Below are 18,772 nucleotides of genomic sequence, written 5' to 3'. Positions count from 1 at the left end.
TAGCCGGCCCACAGCACCGGTCGTCCGATGACGGGCGACGAGATGACGACACTGCGACGAAGGAATACTCCCCTCCGTCGAGGAAGTATGCCACATCGTTCAGGCCGATTTCACCTGGCGGAAATACGACACGGTGCGGGCCACGCCGTCGGCCAGGCCGACTTGCGGGTGCCAGCCCAGCACCTCCCGCGCCCGGGAGACGTCCAGGCAGGAACGTTTCAGATCGCCCAGCCGGGGCGGATGGAATTCCGGGTCGTCGGGCGCTCCCACGGCGGTGGCGACCGCCGAATGCAGTTGCCGGTCCGAGGTTTCCACGCCGGTGCCCACATTGAACCGCTGGCCGTCGCCGGCCGCACCCGACGCCCGCACGAAGGCGTCGACCACGTCGTCGACGAACACGTAGTCGCGGGTGTTGGATCCGTCGCCGAACACCTTGGTCGTGGTGCCCTGCAACAGCGCCTGGGCGAAGATCGCCACCACGCCGGCCTCGCCGTGCGGATCCTGCCGCGGGCCGTAGACGTTGGCCGGGGCGATGGCCGAGCACTGCAGGCCGTAGAGGTGCCGGAAGGTGTTGAGGTAGATCTCACCGGCCACCTTGCCGGCGGCGTAGGGCGAAGCCGGGTCGGTGGGGTCGTCCTCCGTGGTCGGATAGCGCGGCGGGGTGCCGTAGATCGACCCACCCGAGGAGGTGTGCACGATCTTGCGCACCCCGGCGGCACGCGCCGCCTCGGCGAGCCGGATCGTCCCGACGACGTTGACCGAGGCGTCGAACTGGGGGTCGGCGACCGAGTGCCGCACGTCGATCTGGGCGGCCAGGTGGAAGATGACCTCCGGGCGGTACTGCGCCAACACGTCGCCCAGATCGGCGGTGACGATGTCGGCCTCGACGAAGCTGAAATCGGCGTCACCGGCCAGATGCTCGATGTTGGTGGCCCGCCCGGTCGCGAAATTGTCCAGTCCGACCACCGGATGCCCATCCGCCCGCAGGCGGTCGACCAGCGTCGATCCGATGAATCCGGCTGCTCCGGTGACCAGTGCTCGCACCGGCCCACCATACCGACCGGTAAGAAAGACGCATGCGCACCCGACTGGCGACCCTGCCCTGGGTCTGTTGGGCGGCGCTCGCCCTGATCGCCGCGCAGCTGGCGGTCCGGGCGGTGGTGGCGTTCGGCGGTTTCTTCTACTGGGACGATCTGATCCTGATCGGCCGGGCCGGCACCCACGATCTGCTCTCGCCGTCGTATCTGTTCGACGACCACGACGGTCACGTGATGCCCGGCGCGTTTCTGCTCGCCGGCGTGCTGAGCCGGCTGTGGCCGTTGCAGTGGGCCGCCCCGGCGGTCAGCCTGGTGGTGTTGCAGCTGCTGGCATCATTGGCGCTGCTGCGGGCGCTGCGGGTGATCCTGGGTTGGCGGCCGGTACTGCTGGTGCCGCTGGTGTTCGCGCTGTTCTGCACGCTGGGCCTGCCGGCGTTCGCGTGGTGGGCGGCGGCGCTGAACTCGCTGCCAATGTGCGCGGCGCTGGCCTGGGTGTGCGCCGATGCGATCCTGCTGGCGCGCACCGGGAATCGGCGCTACGCGCTGACCGGCACGCTGGCCTATGCGGGGGGTCTGCTGTTCTTCGAGAAGGCCGCGGTGATCCCGTTCGTGGCGTTCACCGCCGCGGCGCTGCTGCGCCATGTCTCCGGCGCAACGGTGCCCGACGCGCTCGCGCAGGCATGGCGGGCCGGGGCCCGGTTGTGGACGGCGAGCCTGGCGGTGACCGGTGGGTGGATCGCGGTCTATCTGGCGGTGGTCGATCAGCAGCGGTGGAGCCTGGACCCGGACATGACCCGCGCGCTGTTGTGGCGCTCGGTCACCCACGGCATCGTGCCGAGCCTGGCCGGCGGCCCCTGGACGTGGGCCCGGTGGGCACCGGCCTCGCCGTGGGCGCTGCCGGGCGCGGCGGTGATGACGCTGGGCTGGTTGGTGCTGGCGGGTCTGCTGGCGGTGTCGCTGGCGCGCAAACGCCGACTGCTGCCGGTGTGGCTGGCCGCGGCCGGCTACGCGGCGGCCTGCCAGGTGCCGATCTATCTCATGCGGTCCTCGGCGTTCACCGCGCTGGAACTTGCCCAGACCCTGCGGTACCTGGCCGATCTGGTCGTGGTGCTGGCGATCCTGGGCGCCGTCGGGTTGTGCGCCCCCAACCGGGACTCGTCGCGGTGGCTGGACGCCGCACCGTGGCGCACCGCGGTGGTGGGCTGCCTGGCGGTGGCCTTCACCGCCAGCAGCCTGTATTCGACGGCGACGTTCCTGGCCCGCTGGCGCGACGACCCGGCCCGGCCGTATCTGCACAACGCCCTGCCGGCGCTGGCCGCCGCCCGCGCGCAATCCGACGCGCCGCTGCTCGATCAGGAGGTCGACCCGCTGGTGTTGCAGCGGGTGGTCCATCCGGAGAACCTGGCCGGCCACCTGTTCGCACTGGTTCGCGACCGGCCCGAGTTCGATTCGGCGACAACGCGATTGCGGATGCTCACCAGCGCCGGAACGCTGACCGACGCGCAGGTGACCTGGGTACGGTCCATCATTGCCGGGCCGGTGCCGCAGTGCGGCTATCTGGTGCAGCCGGAGCTGCCCGTCACGCTCGGCTTAGACGGTCCGCTGCTGCCGGCCGACTGGACTGCCGAGATCAACTACCTGGCCAACGTCGACGGCGCCATCACGCTGTCATTGTCAGACGGACCCGACGTCCGGGTCCGGGTGCGACCGGGGCTCAATCGGGTGTTCGTGCGGCTTCCCGGCAGCGGTCACAACCTCACCGCCCGCGCCGACACCGCGGCACTGTCGGTGTGCATCGCGGCGGGGCCGCTCGGCTACGTCGCACCGAAGTGACCGCGCGGCGCGCTGCACGACGTCCGGGTGCTGGGTACGTTCTACAGACGTGCCCCCGGTGCAAGTCCCGACGCAGTACCTGCGCGCCTCCTCGGCCCCCGGACCGCGCACCCTGATCGACATCCTGCAGGAGACCGCGGCCCGCTATCCCGACGCCGCCGCGATCGACGACGGCGAGGTGGTGTTGACCTACGGCGAGCTGATCGCCGACATCGAGGAGAGCGTCGCCTGGCTGGCCGCCCGCGGTCTCGGCCGCGGCGACCGCATCGGCATCCGGATGCCCTCGGGAAGCTACGCGCTCTACGTGGCGATCCTGGCCACCCTGGCCACCGGCGCCGCCTACGTCCCGGTCGACGCCGACGATCCCGCCGAACGGGCCGACCTGGTGTTCACCGAGGCGCAGGTGGCGGCGATACTCACCGAACAGGGCTTGGGCCGCGGCCCCGGCGCGTCTCGCGGTGGGCGCGCGTCGGCGCCGTCGCCGGACGACGACGCCTGGATCATCTTCACCTCGGGATCCACCGGCACCCCCAAGGGCGTGGCGATCACCCACCGCAACGCGGCGGCGTTCGTCGACGCCGAAGCGCGACTGTTCTTGCAGGACAGCCCGATCGGCCCCGGCGACCGAGTGCTGGCCGGGTTGTCGGTCGCCTTCGACGCATCCTGCGAGGAGATGTGGCTGGCGTGGCGGTACGGCGCCTGCCTGGTTCCCGCACCACGCTCGCTGGTGCGCAGCGGCATGGACCTGGGGCCGTGGCTGGTGTCTCGGGACGTGACCGTGGTGTCGACCGTGCCCTCGCTGGCCGCGCTGTGGCCGGCCGAGGCGCTGGAAGCGGTGCGGCTGCTGATCTTCGGCGGTGAGGCGTGCCCGCCGGAACTGGCGGCCCGGCTGGCGATGGACGGCCGCGAGGTGTGGAACACCTACGGTCCCACCGAAACTACCGTGGTGGCCTGCGCGGCGCAGCTGGGCGAGTCCGGGCCGATCCGGATCGGGCTGCCGCTGGCCGGCTGGGACCTGGCCGTGATCGGCGCCGACGGCGAGCCGGTGGCCACCGGCGAGGTCGGCGAGTTGGTGATCGGCGGCGTCGGGTTGGGCCGCTACCTCGACGCCGACCGGGACTCCGAGAAGTTCGCACCGCTGCCCGCCCTGGAGTGGCAGCGGGCCTACCGCAGCGGCGATCTGGTGCGACTGGAACCGGACGGGTTGATTTTCTGCGGCCGCGCCGACGATCAGGTCAAGGTCGGTGGGCGGCGCATCGAATTGGGCGAGGTCGACAGTGCGCTGGTGGCGCTGCCCGGGGTCAGCGGGGGCGCGGCCGCGGTGCGCAACAGTGCAGGCGGAACACCGCTGCTGGTGGGTTATCTGGTCAGCAGCGACCCGGATTTCGACCTGGCCGCGGCACGCGTGGAGCTGGACCGGCGACTGCCCGCCGCGCTGATCCCCCGGCTGGTGCTGGTCGGCGAGCTGCCCACCCGAACGTCGGGCAAGGTGGACCGCGATGCCCTGCCGTGGCCTGTGGGCCCCGAACCGGGCGGCCTGGCCGGCGCCGGCGACCCGGACAGCACGCTGGGCTGGCTGGCCGGGCTGTGGCGTGAGGTGCTGGGCACCGCGGTCGACGATGAGCAGGCCGACTTCTTCGCCCTTGGGGGCGGATCGCTGCAGGCCGCCCAGCTGGTGGCCGCGTTGCGGCAACGCTACCCACAGACCACGGTCGCCCAGCTCTACGACCGGCCCAGGCTCGGCTCGCTGGCCGGATTCCTCGACGACATGGGCCGCAGCGATCCCGCGGCGGCGGCCGCGCCGTGCCCGGTGCAGCCCATGCCGCGGCTGACCCAGGCCGCCCAGGTGCTGTTGTCGGTGCCGCTGGCGACGCTGTCCGGCCTGCAATGGGTGACCTGGCTGGCGCTGCTCAACAACGTGGTTGCCGCGTGGCATCCGCTGCCCTGGCTGGCGCGCCTGGACTGGTGGTGGGTGATCGCCGGCTTCGTGCTGTTCGTCACCCCGCTGGGCCGGATGGGCATCGCCGCGCTGGGGGCCCGCGCACTGCTGGCCGGCCTGCAGCCCGGCAGCTATCGGCGCGGCGGCCCCGAACACCTGCGGGTCTGGATCGCCGAACGCCTCGCGGCGGCCAGCGGCGCCGAGAATCTGGCCGGCGCACCGTGGTTGGTGTATTACGCGCGGGCACTGGGCAACAAGGTCGGCAAGGGCGTCGATCTGCACTCCGCGCCGCCGGTGACCGGGATGTTGACGCTGGGGCACCGGTGCTCCATCGAACCGGAGGTCGACCTGAGCGGGTACTGGATCGACGGCGAGGCGTTCCACGTCGGCCCGATCACCGTCGGCAACGATGCCACCATCGGCGCCCGCACCACGCTGTTGCCGGGCGCATCGGTCGGCAAGGACGCCGACGTCGCCCCCGGCTCCGGGGTGACCGGCGAGGTCAAGAAGGGCCAGTACTGGACCGGCTCGCCGGCGGTGAAATCCGGTAAGGCGCGCCATCCCTGGCCGGATCACCGGCCACCGCGGCGCCCGGTGTGGGTGACGGTCTACGGGCTGACGTCGATACTGCTGGGCGGCCTGCCGCTGCTGGCGCTGGGCGCCGGGCTGGCCGTGGTCGGCCGGGCTGTCGGTGACGCCGCAACGTTGGGGTCGGCAATCGGGCCGGCGGCGTTGTGGACGCCGGTGGCGGCGCTGACCGCGCTGGCCGGCTACGCCGCCCTGACCGTCGTCGCGGTCCGGCTGCTGTCGATCGGACTGGCCGAGGGTTATCACCCGGTGCGCAGCCGCCAGGGCTGGCAGCTGTGGGCCACCGAGCGGCTGATGGACTCCGCGCGCGACTATCTGTTTCCGGTGTACGCCAGCCTGGTCACGCCGTGGTGGCTGCGATTGCTGGGGGCCAAGGTCGGCGACGGCACCGAGATCTCCACGGCCCTGCTGATCCCGAAGTTCACCACGATCGCCGACGGAGCCTTCCTCGCCGACGACACCATGGTCGCCTCCTACGAACTCGGCGGCGGCTGGATCCACGTCGCACCGGCCACCATCGGCGAACGCGCCTTCCTGGGCAACTCCGGCATCACCCAGCCGGGCCGGCGGGTGCCCGACCGAGCGTTGGTGGCGGTGCTGTCGACGGCGCCGCACAAAGCCAAAACCGGTTCGTCGTGGCTGGGCAGCCCGCCCGTCCGGCTGCGCCGCAAGACGGCCGACCTCGACGCCGAGCGGACCTTCGAACCACCATTGCGGCTGAAGCTGATGCGCGCCGTCATGGAGACCTTCCGGCTGATCCCGGTCATGGTGACCTTTGGGATCGGGGTCACGTTGCTCGGTGTATTGCAGTGGGCGGCAACGCGGTTCGGTTACCTTTGGACCGCCTTGGGCAGCGGGGTGACATTGCTGGCGGCGGGTGCGGTGGCCGGCGGCATCGCGGTGGTGGCCAAATGGCTGACCGTGGGCCGGATCCGGGCCACCGAGCACCCGTTGTGGTCACCGTTCGTCTGGCGCAACGAGGTGTCGGACACCTTCGTCGAGACGGTGGCCGCGCCGTGGTTCGCCCGGGCCGCCACCGGCACCCCGGTGATGAACCTGTGGTTGCGGGCGCTGGGCGCCACCATCGGCCGCGGGGTGTGGTGCGAGACGTATTGGCTGCCCGAAGCCGACCTGGTGACATTGGGCCCCGGGGCGACGGTCAACCGCGGCTGTGTGGTGCAGACCCACCTGTTCCACGACCGGATCATGCAGCTGGACACCGTCACACTGGAAGCCGGCGCCACCCTGGGTCCGCACTGCGTGGCGCTGCCGGCGGCCCGGGTGGGCGCCGACACCACCATCGGACCGGCATCCCTGGTGATGCGCGGCGACGAGGTGCCGCCGGCGACCCGCTGGCAGGGCAACCCGATCGCGCCGTGGCCGGTGCCCCGCAAGAAGCGCGGTTCTTCGCGCGCGCCGACCGAGGAGTCCGCAGCGTGAGCAAACCGGTCAAGTCCTCCGCCACGGCGACCGACAGCGTTGCGCCCGTTGCGGACCCGTACCTGCCCGGCAGCGGTAACACCGGCTATCGCGTGTCGCGCTACGAACTGGACTTGGAGTACAAGGTCTCCAGTAATCGGTTGTCGGGCACCGCGACCATCACCGCGGTCACGCTCGCCGCGTTAGGCGAGGTCACCCTGGACCTCGCCGATGCGCTGTCGGTGGCCAAGGTATGGGTCAACGGCCGCCAGCCCGCCCGGTTCGGCACCTCAGCGGCCAAGCTGCGGATCACCCTGGCCGCCGAGTTGCCCGCCGGGGCGGCGCTGGTGATCGCGGTGCGGTATTCGGGTTCGCCACGCCCCAGCGAAACACTGTGGGGCGAAGTAGGTTTCGAGGAGCTCTCCGATGGGGCGCTGGTCTCGGGGCAGCCCAACGGTGCGCCGACGTGGTTTCCGTGTGACGACCGGCCCACGGCGAAGGCCAGCTATCGGGTCCAGATCAGCACCGACAGTTCCTACCGTGCGGTCGCCAACGGCGCACTGGTGTCGCGGCGGGCCCGATCGGCCCGCACCAGCTGGACCTATGAGCAACCCGAGCCGACACCGCCCTACCTGGTCACCCTGCAGATCGGCCGGTATGTGACCCGACGACTGCCCGATTCGGACGTGCCCATCCACGCCGTGCTGCCGGCCCGGCTGACCCGGCAGTTCGACCGGGATTTCGCCCGCCAGTCGCAGATGATGGAACTGTTCGTGCGGTTGTTCGGCCCCTACCCGCTGGCAGCCGGCTACACCGTGCTGGTCACCGACGACGAGTTGGAGATCCCCCTTGAGGCCCAGGGGGTTTCGGTTTTCGGCGCCAACCACTGCGACGGCCGGCGGCGATCGGAGCGGCTGATCGCCCACGAGCTGGCCCACCAGTGGTTCGGCAACAGTGTCACCGTGCGGCGCTGGCGCGATATCTGGCTGCACGAGGGGTTCGCCTGCTACGCCGAATGGCTGTGGTCGGAGCATTCCGGCGGGCGCAGCGCCGGCGAGTGGGCGCAGCACTACCACCAGAAGCTGGCCGTGCTGCCGCAGGATCTGCTGCTGGCCGATCCGGGTCCGGCGGACATGTTCGATGACCGGGTCTACAAGCGCGGCGCGCTCACCCTGCATCTGCTGCGCGGCAAGCTGGGCGACGAGGACTTCTTCGCGCTGCTGCGCGAGTGGACGACGCGCTACCGCCACGGCAACGCTGCCACCGAGGATTTCACCGGGCTGGCCGCCGGCTACACCACGGTGTCGCTGCAGCCGTTGTGGCAGGCCTGGCTGTACTCCGCCGAGCTTCCGGCGCTGGGAGACCGCTGAGGCCGTTCAAGCAATGGGCTCCACGGCGATCACGTAGTCGCGGCCGTGCCGGAGCCCGCCTTCGCGTTCGTGGACCGCCAGCGCTCTGGACTGCAGCTCGTCGACGTACCGGCGCATCGAGCTGCCGAGTTCCGGCGAGCCGACGCGTTCGAGTCGATTGCGGCACATATCGAGCTGGCGGTGGATGTATCGCGCACCGTAGCGGATCGGGAAGTGGCGACTCGCCACCGGCCGGAAACCCGCCGGACCGAGCTGTCGGAGTATCCATTCGAGAGCGGGTATTCACGGTAGGGACGTTCGCCGGCCAACAGCAGACACGCATCGCGGACTCGGCCGATCTCCCAAACGATGCGGCCGCTGTCGGTCTTGGGCTGATACTGAACGTAGGGCTCCAATCCGACGACATAGAGTCGGCCGCCGGCGGCGACCAGCGGACGCAGTCTTTCGAACGCCCGGTCCTGCCAGTAGGGGGCGAAACCTTCGATCGCGCCGACGAGGTAGTCGACCAGCACGGTGTCGAAGGTCTCGCCGGCAAGCAGGTTGGCATCGATCCAGTTGCCCACCAGCAGCCGGTCTTGAGGCCGGATCTTCTCGCCGAGCGCCTCGCGGGTCGCGTCGACCATACTGGGTGCCGCGGTGATCGCCGTCCAGCTATCGGTCGGCAGGGTTTCGATCCATTGCAGGGATTTCACCCCGGTGCCGGAGTCCAACATGCTGCCCCACGCCCGGTCGCCGTGCAGGGTCTCGATGTAGCGGAACAGTGCCGACACACCCGGTTTGAGGTTGCTGGGCAACGGGATTGCTCGCTTCACCCGCACAGCGTCGCGCGCACCGGCAACGACCGGCGGGCCAGGGCTCGGGGGGAGGTGCGCGATCCTGATGGTAGGGCGAAACACGGATTATTGAAAATCATTGTCGATACGATGTGATGGGTCGCGGCCGAGCCCGGTCGAGATCGAAGGGCATGCGGCACCGGCGGGCGCCGGGACCAGCTTTCTACCGATAAGCGGAGCCGCCTAGGAGAATCGAACTCCTGACCTATTCATTACGAGTGAATCGCTCTACCGACTGAGCTAAGGCGGCGCGCCCCGACCGAGACCGGGACCAGCCGAGTTTACAGGTCGGCCCGCAGCGCCTGACCGATGGTGGCGACCATGGCCCCGACGGCGAACCGGGGTTTGACGTTGGTCGCCAGCGCGTCGCGGCATTCCAGCACCGCCTCGATGCAGCGCAACAGCGCATCCGCCGGCGCGTGGCCGGCCATCGCCGCGGCGGCATCGACCATGTCGGGATGGTTGGGCCGCGCGGCGCCGCCCGACGCCGCGGCGACCAGCAGGGCGTCGCGGAAGTAGCTGGCCAGGTCGATCAGGGCTCGGTCCAGCGCGTCGCGCGAGGCCCGCTTGTGACGCGAATTCTGCCGGCGCTCCAGGTCTTTGATCACCCCGGCGGTGCCCCGCAGTGTCCCGGAGGTGCCCTTGCCGGTGCCGCCGGCCCCCAGCGCGGTGCGCAGTTCCTCGGTCTCGGCCTCGGCCCGATCGGCGGTCAGGTCATGGGCCTCGGATTCGGCCGCGGCCACCAGTTCGTCGACCGCGCCGAACGCCCGGGACGGGGTGGCCGCGTCGCGGGCCAGCGCCAGCGCCCGCTGCCGGCGCTGACGGGCTTCCGGGTCGGTGGCCAACCGGCGGGCCCGGCCCACGTGCCCGCCGCTGACCGCCGCCGCCCAGGCGGCCGTCTCGTCGTCGAGCCCGTCGGTGTCGATCAGCACCCGGGCGATCGCTGCGGTCGGCGGCGTCACCAGCGCCACATGCCGGCACCGGGACCGCAAGGTGATCGCGATGTCCTCCGGATCGACCGACGGGGCGCACAGCAGGAACACCGTCGACGGTGGCGGCTCCTCGACGACCTTGAGCAGTGCGTTCGCCGCACCCTCGGTGAGCCGGTCGGCGTCCTCGATCACCACGATCTGCCACCGGCCGGTCCCGGGACGCCGGGAGGCGACCTGCACGATGGCCCGCATCTCGTCGACGCCGATGGACAACCCTTCGGGCACCACCCGCCGGACGTCGGCGTGCGTGCCGGCCATCGTGGTGGTGCAGGCCCGGCAAGTTCCGCATCCGGGCCCGCCGTCGGTGTCGTCGGCGGTGCACTGCAGCGCCGCCGCGAAGCACACCGCCGCGATCGAGCGGCCCGATCCCGGCGGCCCGGTGATCAGCCAGGCGTGTGACATACCCCCGGCGGTACGGATGCTGTGAGCAGTGTCATAGCGCGATGCCCGCGCTGCCGCCAGCAACTCGGCCTCCACCGGCTGTTGGCCCACCAATCGTGCGAAAACCCCGGTCATCATCGGTCACAGTAGTGGTTGGCCGAGACATTCGGACTCTGGCTTTGCCCTTCCCGCCGGATACGGTGTCCTGGTGAGTACCACGGGCTTGGGCGGGCGGATCAGCCGATTCGTCCGCTGGGTGGTGCGCACGCCGTGGCCGGTGTTCACGCTGAGCATGTTGCAGGCCGACATCATCGGCTCACTGTTCGTGTTCGGCTTCCTGCGGTTCGGTCTGCCGATCGAGGACCGGATCAACCTGCAGGATCTGCCGCGCGTCAACCTGGTGATCTTCGCCGTCACCTTGTTGTGCCTGTTCGTCCTCGGCTTCACCCTCAGCACCTTGTTACTGATGCCGGTGTTCCGCTGGCAACGCCGCGAGGCGATGCTGGCCGAGCCCGACACCGAAGCCGACCCCGCCGACACCGAACTGGCCCGGTCCCGGGCGCTGCGAATGCCGTTCTACCGCTCGCTGATCAGCATCAGCTACTGGACGGTGGGCGGGGTGGTGTTCGTCGTCGCCAGCTGGCCGGTGACCCACGACGTGTTGCCGGTGGTGGTCACCTCCACCGCGCTCGGCGCTGCCGCCACCGCGATCATCGGCTACCTGCAGTCCGAGCGGGTGCTGCGGCCGGTCGCGGTCGCGGCACTGCGCGGTGGGGCGCCGGAGAACCTGCGGGCCCCCGGGGTCCTGCTGCGTCAGCTGCTGACCTGGCTGCTGTCGACCGGCGTGCCGCTGCTGGCGATCGTCCTGTCGGTGGTGGCCGCCAAGACGTCGTTGCTCGACGCCTCGGCGGACAAACTGTTCACCCCGATCCTGTTCATGGCGCTGGCCGCACTGGTCATCGGACTGGCCGGCACCGCGCTGGTGTCGATGTCGATCGCCGATCCGCTGCGCCAGCTGCGCTGGGCGCTCGGGGAGGTGCAGCGCGGTAACTACAACGCCCACATGCAGATCTACGACGCCAGTGAACTCGGGCTGCTGCAGGCCGGGTTCAACGACATGGTGCGCGATCTGGCCGAGCGGCAACGGCTGCGGGACCTGTTCGGGCGCTACGTCGGCGAGGACGTGGCGCGCCGCGCCCTGGAACGCGGCACCGAATTGGGCGGCCAGGAACGCGACGTCGCAGTGCTCTTCGTCGACCTGGTGGGCTCCACCCAGCTCGCATCGACCCGGCCGCCCAGCGAAGTCGTCAACCTGCTCAACGAGTTCTTCCGGGTGGTGGTCGAGGCCGTCGGACGGCACGGTGGTTTCGTCAACAAGTTCCAGGGTGACGCGGCGCTGGCGATCTTCGGCGCCCCGATCGAGCACCCCGACGCGTGCAGCGCCGCGTTGGCGGCGGCCCGTGAACTGCACGACCAACTGCTGCCGGTGCTCAGTTCGGAGGAATTCGGCATCGGCGTCTCCGCCGGGCGGGCCATCGCCGGCCATATCGGCGCCCGCGCCCGCTTCGAGTACACCGTGATCGGCGACCCGGTCAACGAGGCCGCCCGGCTGACCGAGCTGGCCAAGCTGGAGGAAGGCCACGTGCTGGCGTCGGCGGTCGCGGTCAGCGGGGCGGTCGATTCGGAGGCGCTGTGCTGGGAGGTCGGCGAGATCGTCGAGTTGCGCGGGCGCGCCGGCTCCACTCAGTTGGCGCGACCGTTGAAGATTGCGACCACCGATGCGGTCTCGCCCGAGAACCCCGAGAACCCCGAGAACGCCGGGACCCCCACCGCGGCGGACTGACTCAGCGCTTGGTGGCTTTCTTGGCCGGCGCCTTGCGGGTGGTCTTCTTGGCGGCCTTCTTCACCGGCCCCTTGGCCCGCCGGTCGGCGAGCAGTTCCGCGGCCCGCTCGTCGGTGATCGACGCCACCTCGTCGCCCTTGCGCAGGCTGGCGTTGGTCTCACCGTCGGTGACGTACGGCCCGAACCGGCCGTCCTTGATCACCATCGGCTTGCCGGTCGCCGGGTCGGCACCCAGCTCACGCAGCGGCGGCGCGGCAGCCGCTTGGCGGCCACGGCGTTTCGGCTCGGCGTAGATCTTGAGCGCCTCTTCGAGGGTGATCTCGAAGATCTGCTCCTCGGTGGACAGTGACCGAGAATCGGTGCCCCGCTTCAGATACGGGCCGTAGCGGCCGTTCTGAGCGGTGATCTCGTCGCCGGAACCGGGGTCCACGCCGACCACCCGCGGCAACGACAGCAGCTTCAGCGCGTCCTCGAGGGTGACCGTCTGCAGATCCATGCTGCGCAGCAACGAACCGGTGCGCGGCTTGGGCCCGGTCGGCTTCTTACCCTTCTTGGCGGTGCTGCCCGACTCGTCGTCCGGCGGGGGCGGCAGGATCTCGGTGACGTAGGGGCCGTAGCGCCCGTCCTTGGCGACGATCTCGTGCCCGGTCTCCGGGTCGACGCCCAGCGGCCGGCCCTCCTGCGGGGTGGCGAAACGCTCCTCGGCCAACGCCAGGGTCAGTTCGTCGGGCGGCAGCGAGTCGTCGAGGTTGGCGCGCTGTGGCGTCGGCTCGCCGTCGTCGCCGGCGACCATGCGCTCCAGGTACGGGCCGTTCTTGCCGACCCGGACATACACCGGCCGGCCCTGCTCGTCGTCGAACAGCTTGATCGAGTTGATCTCGCGGGCGTCGATGCCCTCCAGGTTGACCCCGACCAGCTTCTTCAACCCGCCGGCGCGGGCGATCGAGCCTTCCACCCCGTGGTCACCGCCGAAGTAGAAGTTGTGCAACCAGTCGGTGCGGCGCTGCCTCCCGGCGGCGATGCCGTCGAGTTCGTCCTCCATGGCCGCGGTGAAGTCGTAGTCGACCAGCCGCCCGAAGTGCTGTTCGAGCAGACCGGTGACGGCGAACGCCACCCAGGTCGGAACCAGCGCGCTGCCCTTCTTGTAGACGTAGCCGCGGTCCTGGATGGTCTTGATGATCGACGAGTAGGTCGAGGGTCGCCCGATGCCGAGTTCCTCGAGCGCCTTGACCAGCGAGGCCTCCGTGTAGCGGGCCGGCGGGTTGGTGGAGTGCCCGTCCGGGGTCGCCTCGGCGGCATCCACCCGCTGTCCCTGGGTCAGCTGCGGCAGCCGGCGCTCGGCGTCGTCGGCTTCACCGCCGGCCAACTCGTCGACGGTCTCCACGTAGGCCTTGAGGAAGCCGGCGAAGGTGATGGTGCGGCCGCTGGCGGCGAAGGTCACCTGCTGATCGCCCGATCGGCCGCCGATACGCAGGCTCAGCGTGGTGCCACGGGCGTCGGCCATCTGGGAGGCCACCGTGCGCTGCCAGATCAGCTCGTAGAGCCGGAACTCGTCGCTGCCCAGTTCGTTGCGCACCGCGTCGGGGGTGGCGAACGTCTCGCCGGCCGGCCGGATCGCCTCGTGGGCCTCCTGGGCGTTCTTGACCTTGCGGGTGTACTGCCGCGGTGTGGGCGAGACGTACTCCTCGCCGTAGAGCTGGCGGGCCTGGGTGCGCGCGGCGTCGATGGCGCTGGCCGACAGCGTCGTCGAGTCGGTACGCATGTAGGTGATGTAGCCGTTCTCGTAGAGCCGCTGGGCGATGCTCATCGTCCGTTCGGCGGAGAACCGCAGCTTGCGGCCGGCTTCCTGCTGCAGCGTCGAGGTCATGAACGGCGCGTAGGGCCGCCGGGTGTAGGGCTTCTCCTCCGCCGAGGCCACCGACAGCGACGCGCCCTGCAGTCCGGCCGCCAGCGCGGTCGCGGCCGCCTCGTCGAGCACCCGGACCTCGTCGGGTTTGCGCAGCGTGCCCAGCGAGTCGAAGTCGCGTCCGCTGGCCACCCGCAGCTCGTCGACGGCGACCAGTCGGGCGGTGAAGGTGGGCGGGGCGGCGTTCGGGTCGGAGACGCTGGCGTCCAGCTGGGCCACCACGTCCCAGTAGGAGGCGCTGCGGAACGCCATCCGCTCGCGTTCGCGCTGCACGATGATGCGGGTGGCCACCGACTGGACCCGGCCCGCCGACAGCTTCGGTGCGACCTTCTTCCACAGCACGGGGCTGACCTCGTAGCCGTAGAGCCGGTCCAGGACGCGCCGGGTCTCCTGCGCATCGACCAGGTCGCTGTCCAGGTCGCGGGGGTTCTCGGCGGCGTTGCGGATCGCCGGTTCGGTGATCTCGTGGAACACCATCCGCTTGACCGGCACGCGCGGCTTGAGTGTCTCCAGCAGGTGCCAGGCGATCGCCTCGCCTTCCCGGTCACCATCGGTGGCCAGATAGAGCTCGTCGACGTCTTTGAGCAGTCCCTTGAGCTCGGTGACGGTGCTCTTCTTGTCCGGGCTGACGATGTAGAGCGGCTCGAACTCGGCGTCGACGTTCACCCCGAGCCGCGCCCACGGCTCGGTCTTGTACTTCGCCGGCACATCGGCGGCGTTGCGCGGCAGGTCCCGGATATGGCCCCGGGAGGACTCGACGACGTAGTTACTGCCCAGGTAACCGGCGATTTTCCGCGCCTTGGTGGGCGACTCGACTATGACGAGTCGCCGCACGGGTGAGTCCTTGTCGCCGTTGCGGGCACCCACCATCTTCGAGTCAGCCAACTGCGCTTACGCTCCACTTCTGTCCGCACCTGCAGGTCGCGCCTCCGGTGGACAACTGACAATCTCACACTCACAGCCGTGCCGACGCAAACCGCCGGTCAGCACTGAATTCTCTCAAAGACGCCCCCGATGGCCCGGGATCGGTGCCTCGACACGCGGCCATTGGCTCAACGCCTCGGGCACGGGCGGTGATTCCCCGACGTTTTCCACCAGCCGTGCGAGCCTGCGGCGGCCGGTGATCCGCAACGCCGGGTGGCTGCCGCGGGTGCCGATCAAGGTGGGCGCTATGCCGGCCCGCGTCAGGGCCGAGGCGAGCGGCGCGAAGGTGTCCGGCGCGTGCGGGTCCAGACCGAGCAGATACCGGTCGGCTTCTGCGGCGCCGGCCGCCAGCGTCCACGCCCGCAGCTCCCGCGGGCCCGGAACCCATTGCGGCGGCACAGTCTTCACTGCTCCCTGCGTCCAGGCCTGCGCCAGCACGCGCAGCCGCGAATCCACCGCCGTCCGCACCAGCGGGGTGTCCTCGTCGGTGCGGGTGATCTCCGGGCGCAACCCTGCCTCGGTTATCAGCTCGGCCAGCGCCACCGCCCGCCACTGCGCATCGACCACGACCGACAGTCGCGCCTCGGCGCCCATGACGACGATCTGGCCCGGGCCGGCCAGCACCCCGGAGAGGTCGGCGACGCTGGGCGGCACCGACTCTGCCGAAAAGAAGGAAAGCTGGCTCACGTAACCGACAGTAAGCCGGTGCAGCATCCCCGGCGGCGTTCGGGTCGGATCATCCTGCCCGACCCACCCGTAACGAAACCCCCCGGCTTTGCTCCGTTGATGGGAGCTGTCCGGGGGGTGTCGCCAAATTCCGTTGCTTAGACGGCGCGGACGCCGGTGGCCTGCGGGCCCTTGGGGCTCTGCCCGACCTCGAACTCCACCCGCTGGTTTTCCTCGAGGGTGCGAAAGCCGGACCCTTGGATCTCCGTGTAGTGGACAAACACGTCCGCTGACCCGTCTTCAGGCGCGATGAAGCCGAAGCCCTTCTCCGCGTTGAACCACTTCACAGTTCCCTGTGGCATTTGTCGATCTTTCCTTACTCTTCTTGCCCGGTGCATAGCACCGTTGTTCGGGGCACCGCCTTTCGCTACCCCGGGCCTGTTCCGGCCGCCGTACCCTGGCGGTCAGTCGATGCTGCCACCGACCAATCCCCCGCGGGCACTGCGGCCGCAACCACAGATCCTGCGAAGGCTTGACACGAACACAGAAGCTACGACCGCCCATCAGTCAACCACGTTCGTCGCGCCGAGGACAGACTGCGGTGCGCAAAATGCCGGTCGGGGGGTGAACAATACGTCGGCGGGCTTTCTGTGTGGGACTGAGGACAGGATGAATGACGGTGAATTTCGGCGGTGAATTGCTGGCCGCCGCGCTCGCCGGCATCGAACCGGGTGAAGATCCGCTGCGCCACGTCGCCGATCTGCCGGCATCGCCGGGGCAGGCGGGAGCCTGGCCGGACTGGGCCGACGACGACATCGTCGGCGCCTTCACCGGGCGCGGGATCGAAAGGCCGTGGTCGCATCAGCTGGCCGCGGCCGACCTGGCACACGCCGGACGTCACGTGGTGATCAGCACCGGCACGGCGTCGGGAAAGTCGCTGGCCTATCAACTTCCGGTCATGGCGGCGCTGGCAGCCGATCCGCGTGCCCGGGCGCTGTACCTGTCGCCGACCAAGGCGCTGGGACACGATCAGCTGCGCACCGCGCACGCGCTGACCGCGGCGGTGCCGCGGCTGAGCGAGGCCGCCGGTGCCGTGGCCCCGATCGCCTACGACGGCGACAGCCCAGCCGAGCTGCGCCGGTTCGCCCGGGAACGGTCCCGCTGGGTGTTCTCCAACCCGGACATGATCCATCTGTCGCTGCTGCGCAACCATGCCCGCTGGGCGGTGTTCCTGCGCGGGCTGCGCTTCGTGATCGTCGACGAATGCCACTACTACCGGGGCGTCTTCGGCTCCCATGTGGCGATGGTGCTGCGGCGGCTGCTGCGGTTGTGTGCCCGCTACTCGGGATCGGGGGCGCCCGCGCACCAAGGGCCTGTCGCGATCTTCGCCAGTGCCACCACCGCGGCGCCGGGGGCCAGCGCCTCGGCACTGATCGGACACCCGGTCGCCGAGGTCACCCAGGACGGCTCGCCGCACGGCGCCCGCACGATTGCGCTGTGGGAACCCGCGCTGCGCACCGACGTGACCGGGGAGAACGGTGCACCAGTGCGCCGTGCCGCGGGAACCGAGGCGGCCCGCGTGATGGCCGACCTGATCGCCGAGGGTGCGCGAACCCTGACCTTCGTCCGTTCTCGCCGCGGCGCCGAACTGACCGCGCTGGCGGCCCGCACCCGGCTGGAATCGGTCGCCCCGGTGCTGGCCGACAAGGTCGCCTCCTATCGGGCGGGTTATCTGGCCGAGGACCGCCGGGGGCTGGAACGTGCCCTGACCGACGGCGAGCTGTACGGGCTGGCCACCACCAACGCGCTGGAGCTCGGGGTCGACATCGCCGGGCTGGACGCGGTGGTGATCGCCGGTTTTCCCGGCACCGTGACGTCGTTCTGGCAGCAGGCCGGCCGATCCGGCCGTCGCGGTCAGACCGCGTTGATCGTGCTGATCGCCCGCGACGACCCACTGGACAATTACCTGGTGCATCACCCCGCGGCGCTGCTGGACAAACCGATCGAGCAGGTGGTGATCGACCCGGCCAACCCGTATGTGTTGGCGCCGCAGCTGCTGTGCGCGGCCACTGAACTGCCGCTGACGGTGGCCGAGGTGGCGCAACTGGGCGCCGAGCGGGTCGCCGAGAACCTGGTCGACGACGGCTTGCTGCGCCGGCGCTCCGAGAAGTACTTCCCTGCGCCCGGGCTCGACCCGCATCACGAGGTCGACATCCGGGGCGCTGCCGGGGGGCAGGTGGCGATCGTGGAGGCGGACACCGGCCGGTTGCTGGGCAATGTCGACGCCGGGCGGGCGCCGGCTACCGTGCACACTGGGGCGGTGTATCTGCACCAGGGCGAGAGCTACCTGGTCGATTCGCTGGACATCGAACGCCGGATCGCCTTCGTGCACGCCGAGGATCCCGGTTACGCCACGTTCGCCCGGGAGATCACCGACATCGAGGTGGCCGGTGACGGTGAACGCGCCTGGTTCGGGCCGGTCAGCCTGGGCCTGATGCCGGTCACGGTGACCCGCCAGATCGTCGGCTACCTGCGCCGGCTGCCGACCGGCGAGGTGCTGGACTTCGTCGAGCTGGAGCTGCCCCCGGCGACGCTGCCGACCACTGCGGTGGTCTACACCGTCACCGCCGAGGCATTGGCCGGCTGTGGCATCACCGAAGCGCGGATACCGGGGGCGTTGCACGCCGCCGAGCATGCGGCGATCGGGATGCTGCCGCTGGTGGCCAGCTGCGACCGCGGCGACATCGGCGGGCTGTCCACCCCGCTGGGGCCGGGCTCGCTGGGCGCGCTGCCCAGCGTGTTCGTCTACGACGGCTATCCAGGCGGCGCGGGTTTCGCCGAGCGGGGGTTCCGCTCGGCGGCCACCTGGCTGGCGGCCACGGCCGAGACGATCGAAGCCTGTGAATGCCCGCAGGGCTGCCCATCGTGCGTGCAGTCGCCCAAGTGCGGCAACGGCAACGACCCGTTGGACAAGGACGGTGCGGTGCGGGTGCTGCGATTGGTGCTCGACAGGCTCAACGGCACGGGGCGGCATTAAGCGG

General features: G+C 70.3%; 10 protein-coding genes, 1 tRNA gene and 1 pseudogene. 5 read left to right on the top strand and 7 right to left on the bottom strand.

Features of this window, described 5'->3' with window-relative positions; all coding sequences use genetic code 11:
- Positions 1-99: 99 nt before the first annotated feature.
- Positions 100-1,044: an NAD-dependent epimerase/dehydratase family protein gene (locus AWC24_RS13565; RefSeq protein WP_085085653.1), complete on the bottom strand. Its 945-nt coding sequence runs from the start codon at positions 1,042-1,044 to the stop codon at positions 100-102.
- 32 nt (positions 1,045-1,076) lie between these two features.
- Here AWC24_RS13565 and AWC24_RS13560 point away from each other — a divergent pair, with 32 nt between their 5' ends.
- The 3 genes from AWC24_RS13560 to AWC24_RS13550 are packed head-to-tail and all read left to right on the top strand — an operon-like array spanning position 1,077 to position 8,186.
- Complete coding sequence (locus AWC24_RS13560) at positions 1,077-2,870, top strand: hypothetical protein (RefSeq protein WP_085085651.1); 1,794 nt, start codon at positions 1,077-1,079, stop codon at positions 2,868-2,870.
- 58 nt (positions 2,871-2,928) lie between these two features.
- On the top strand, positions 2,929-6,837 hold the full coding sequence (locus AWC24_RS13555; RefSeq protein ID WP_085085649.1) for a Pls/PosA family non-ribosomal peptide synthetase: 3,909 nt from the start codon (positions 2,929-2,931) through the stop codon (positions 6,835-6,837).
- Positions 6,834-8,186 (top strand): M1 family metallopeptidase, encoded by a 1,353-nt coding sequence (locus AWC24_RS13550; protein WP_085085773.1) that lies wholly within the window; start codon positions 6,834-6,836, stop codon positions 8,184-8,186. The genes AWC24_RS13555 and AWC24_RS13550 overlap by 4 nt, the downstream gene beginning before the upstream one ends.
- 6 nt (positions 8,187-8,192) lie before the next feature.
- Here the strand turns inward: AWC24_RS13550 and AWC24_RS13545 are convergent.
- The 3 genes and pseudogenes from AWC24_RS13545 to AWC24_RS13535 form a co-directional block, all read right to left on the bottom strand.
- Positions 8,193-8,968, bottom strand: a pseudogene (locus AWC24_RS13545) (class I SAM-dependent methyltransferase); the annotation flags it as partial.
- A 228-nt stretch (positions 8,969-9,196) separates the two neighbouring features.
- A tRNA-Thr gene (locus AWC24_RS13540) sits at positions 9,197-9,269 on the bottom strand.
- 31 nt (positions 9,270-9,300) lie between these two features.
- Positions 9,301-10,527, bottom strand: coding sequence for a DNA polymerase III subunit delta' (locus AWC24_RS13535; protein WP_174813657.1), 1,227 nt, complete (start codon positions 10,525-10,527; stop codon positions 9,301-9,303).
- Position 10,528: 1 nt separating this feature from the next.
- Here AWC24_RS13535 and AWC24_RS13530 point away from each other — a divergent pair, with 1 nt between their 5' ends.
- Positions 10,529-12,235 carry an adenylate/guanylate cyclase domain-containing protein gene (locus tag AWC24_RS13530; RefSeq protein WP_109560449.1) on the top strand — a complete coding sequence of 569 codons (1,707 nt, stop codon included), beginning with the start codon at positions 10,529-10,531 and terminating at the stop codon, positions 12,233-12,235.
- A 1-nt stretch (position 12,236) separates the two neighbouring features.
- Here AWC24_RS13530 and topA read toward each other — a convergent pair whose 3' ends face one another.
- From topA to AWC24_RS13515, 3 genes are all read right to left on the bottom strand, one after another.
- A complete protein-coding gene (topA, locus tag AWC24_RS13525) occupies positions 12,237-15,011 on the bottom strand; it encodes a type I DNA topoisomerase (RefSeq protein WP_109560448.1) in 2,775 nt (924 codons plus the stop codon).
- Between the two features lie 129 nt (positions 15,012-15,140).
- Entirely contained in the window at positions 15,141-15,752 is a 612-nt protein-coding gene (locus tag AWC24_RS13520) for a hypothetical protein (RefSeq protein ID WP_085085771.1), read from the bottom strand.
- 137 nt (positions 15,753-15,889) lie between these two features.
- Positions 15,890-16,093 (bottom strand): cold-shock protein, encoded by a 204-nt coding sequence (locus tag AWC24_RS13515; protein ID WP_005138711.1) that lies wholly within the window; start codon positions 16,091-16,093, stop codon positions 15,890-15,892.
- A 311-nt stretch (positions 16,094-16,404) separates the two neighbouring features.
- Here AWC24_RS13515 and sftH point away from each other — a divergent pair, with 311 nt between their 5' ends.
- Positions 16,405-18,768, top strand: coding sequence for a DNA 3'-5' helicase SftH (gene sftH, locus AWC24_RS13510; protein WP_085085640.1), 2,364 nt, complete (start codon positions 16,405-16,407; stop codon positions 18,766-18,768).
- Positions 18,769-18,772: the final 4 nt, after the last annotated feature.

The organism is Mycolicibacter senuensis (genome assembly GCF_002101885.1).
Lineage (GTDB): Bacteria > Actinomycetota > Actinomycetes > Mycobacteriales > Mycobacteriaceae > Mycobacterium > Mycobacterium senuense.
Note: the sequence above shows the minus strand (reverse complement) of the source record. Positions and strands in the feature narration are given on the sequence as shown.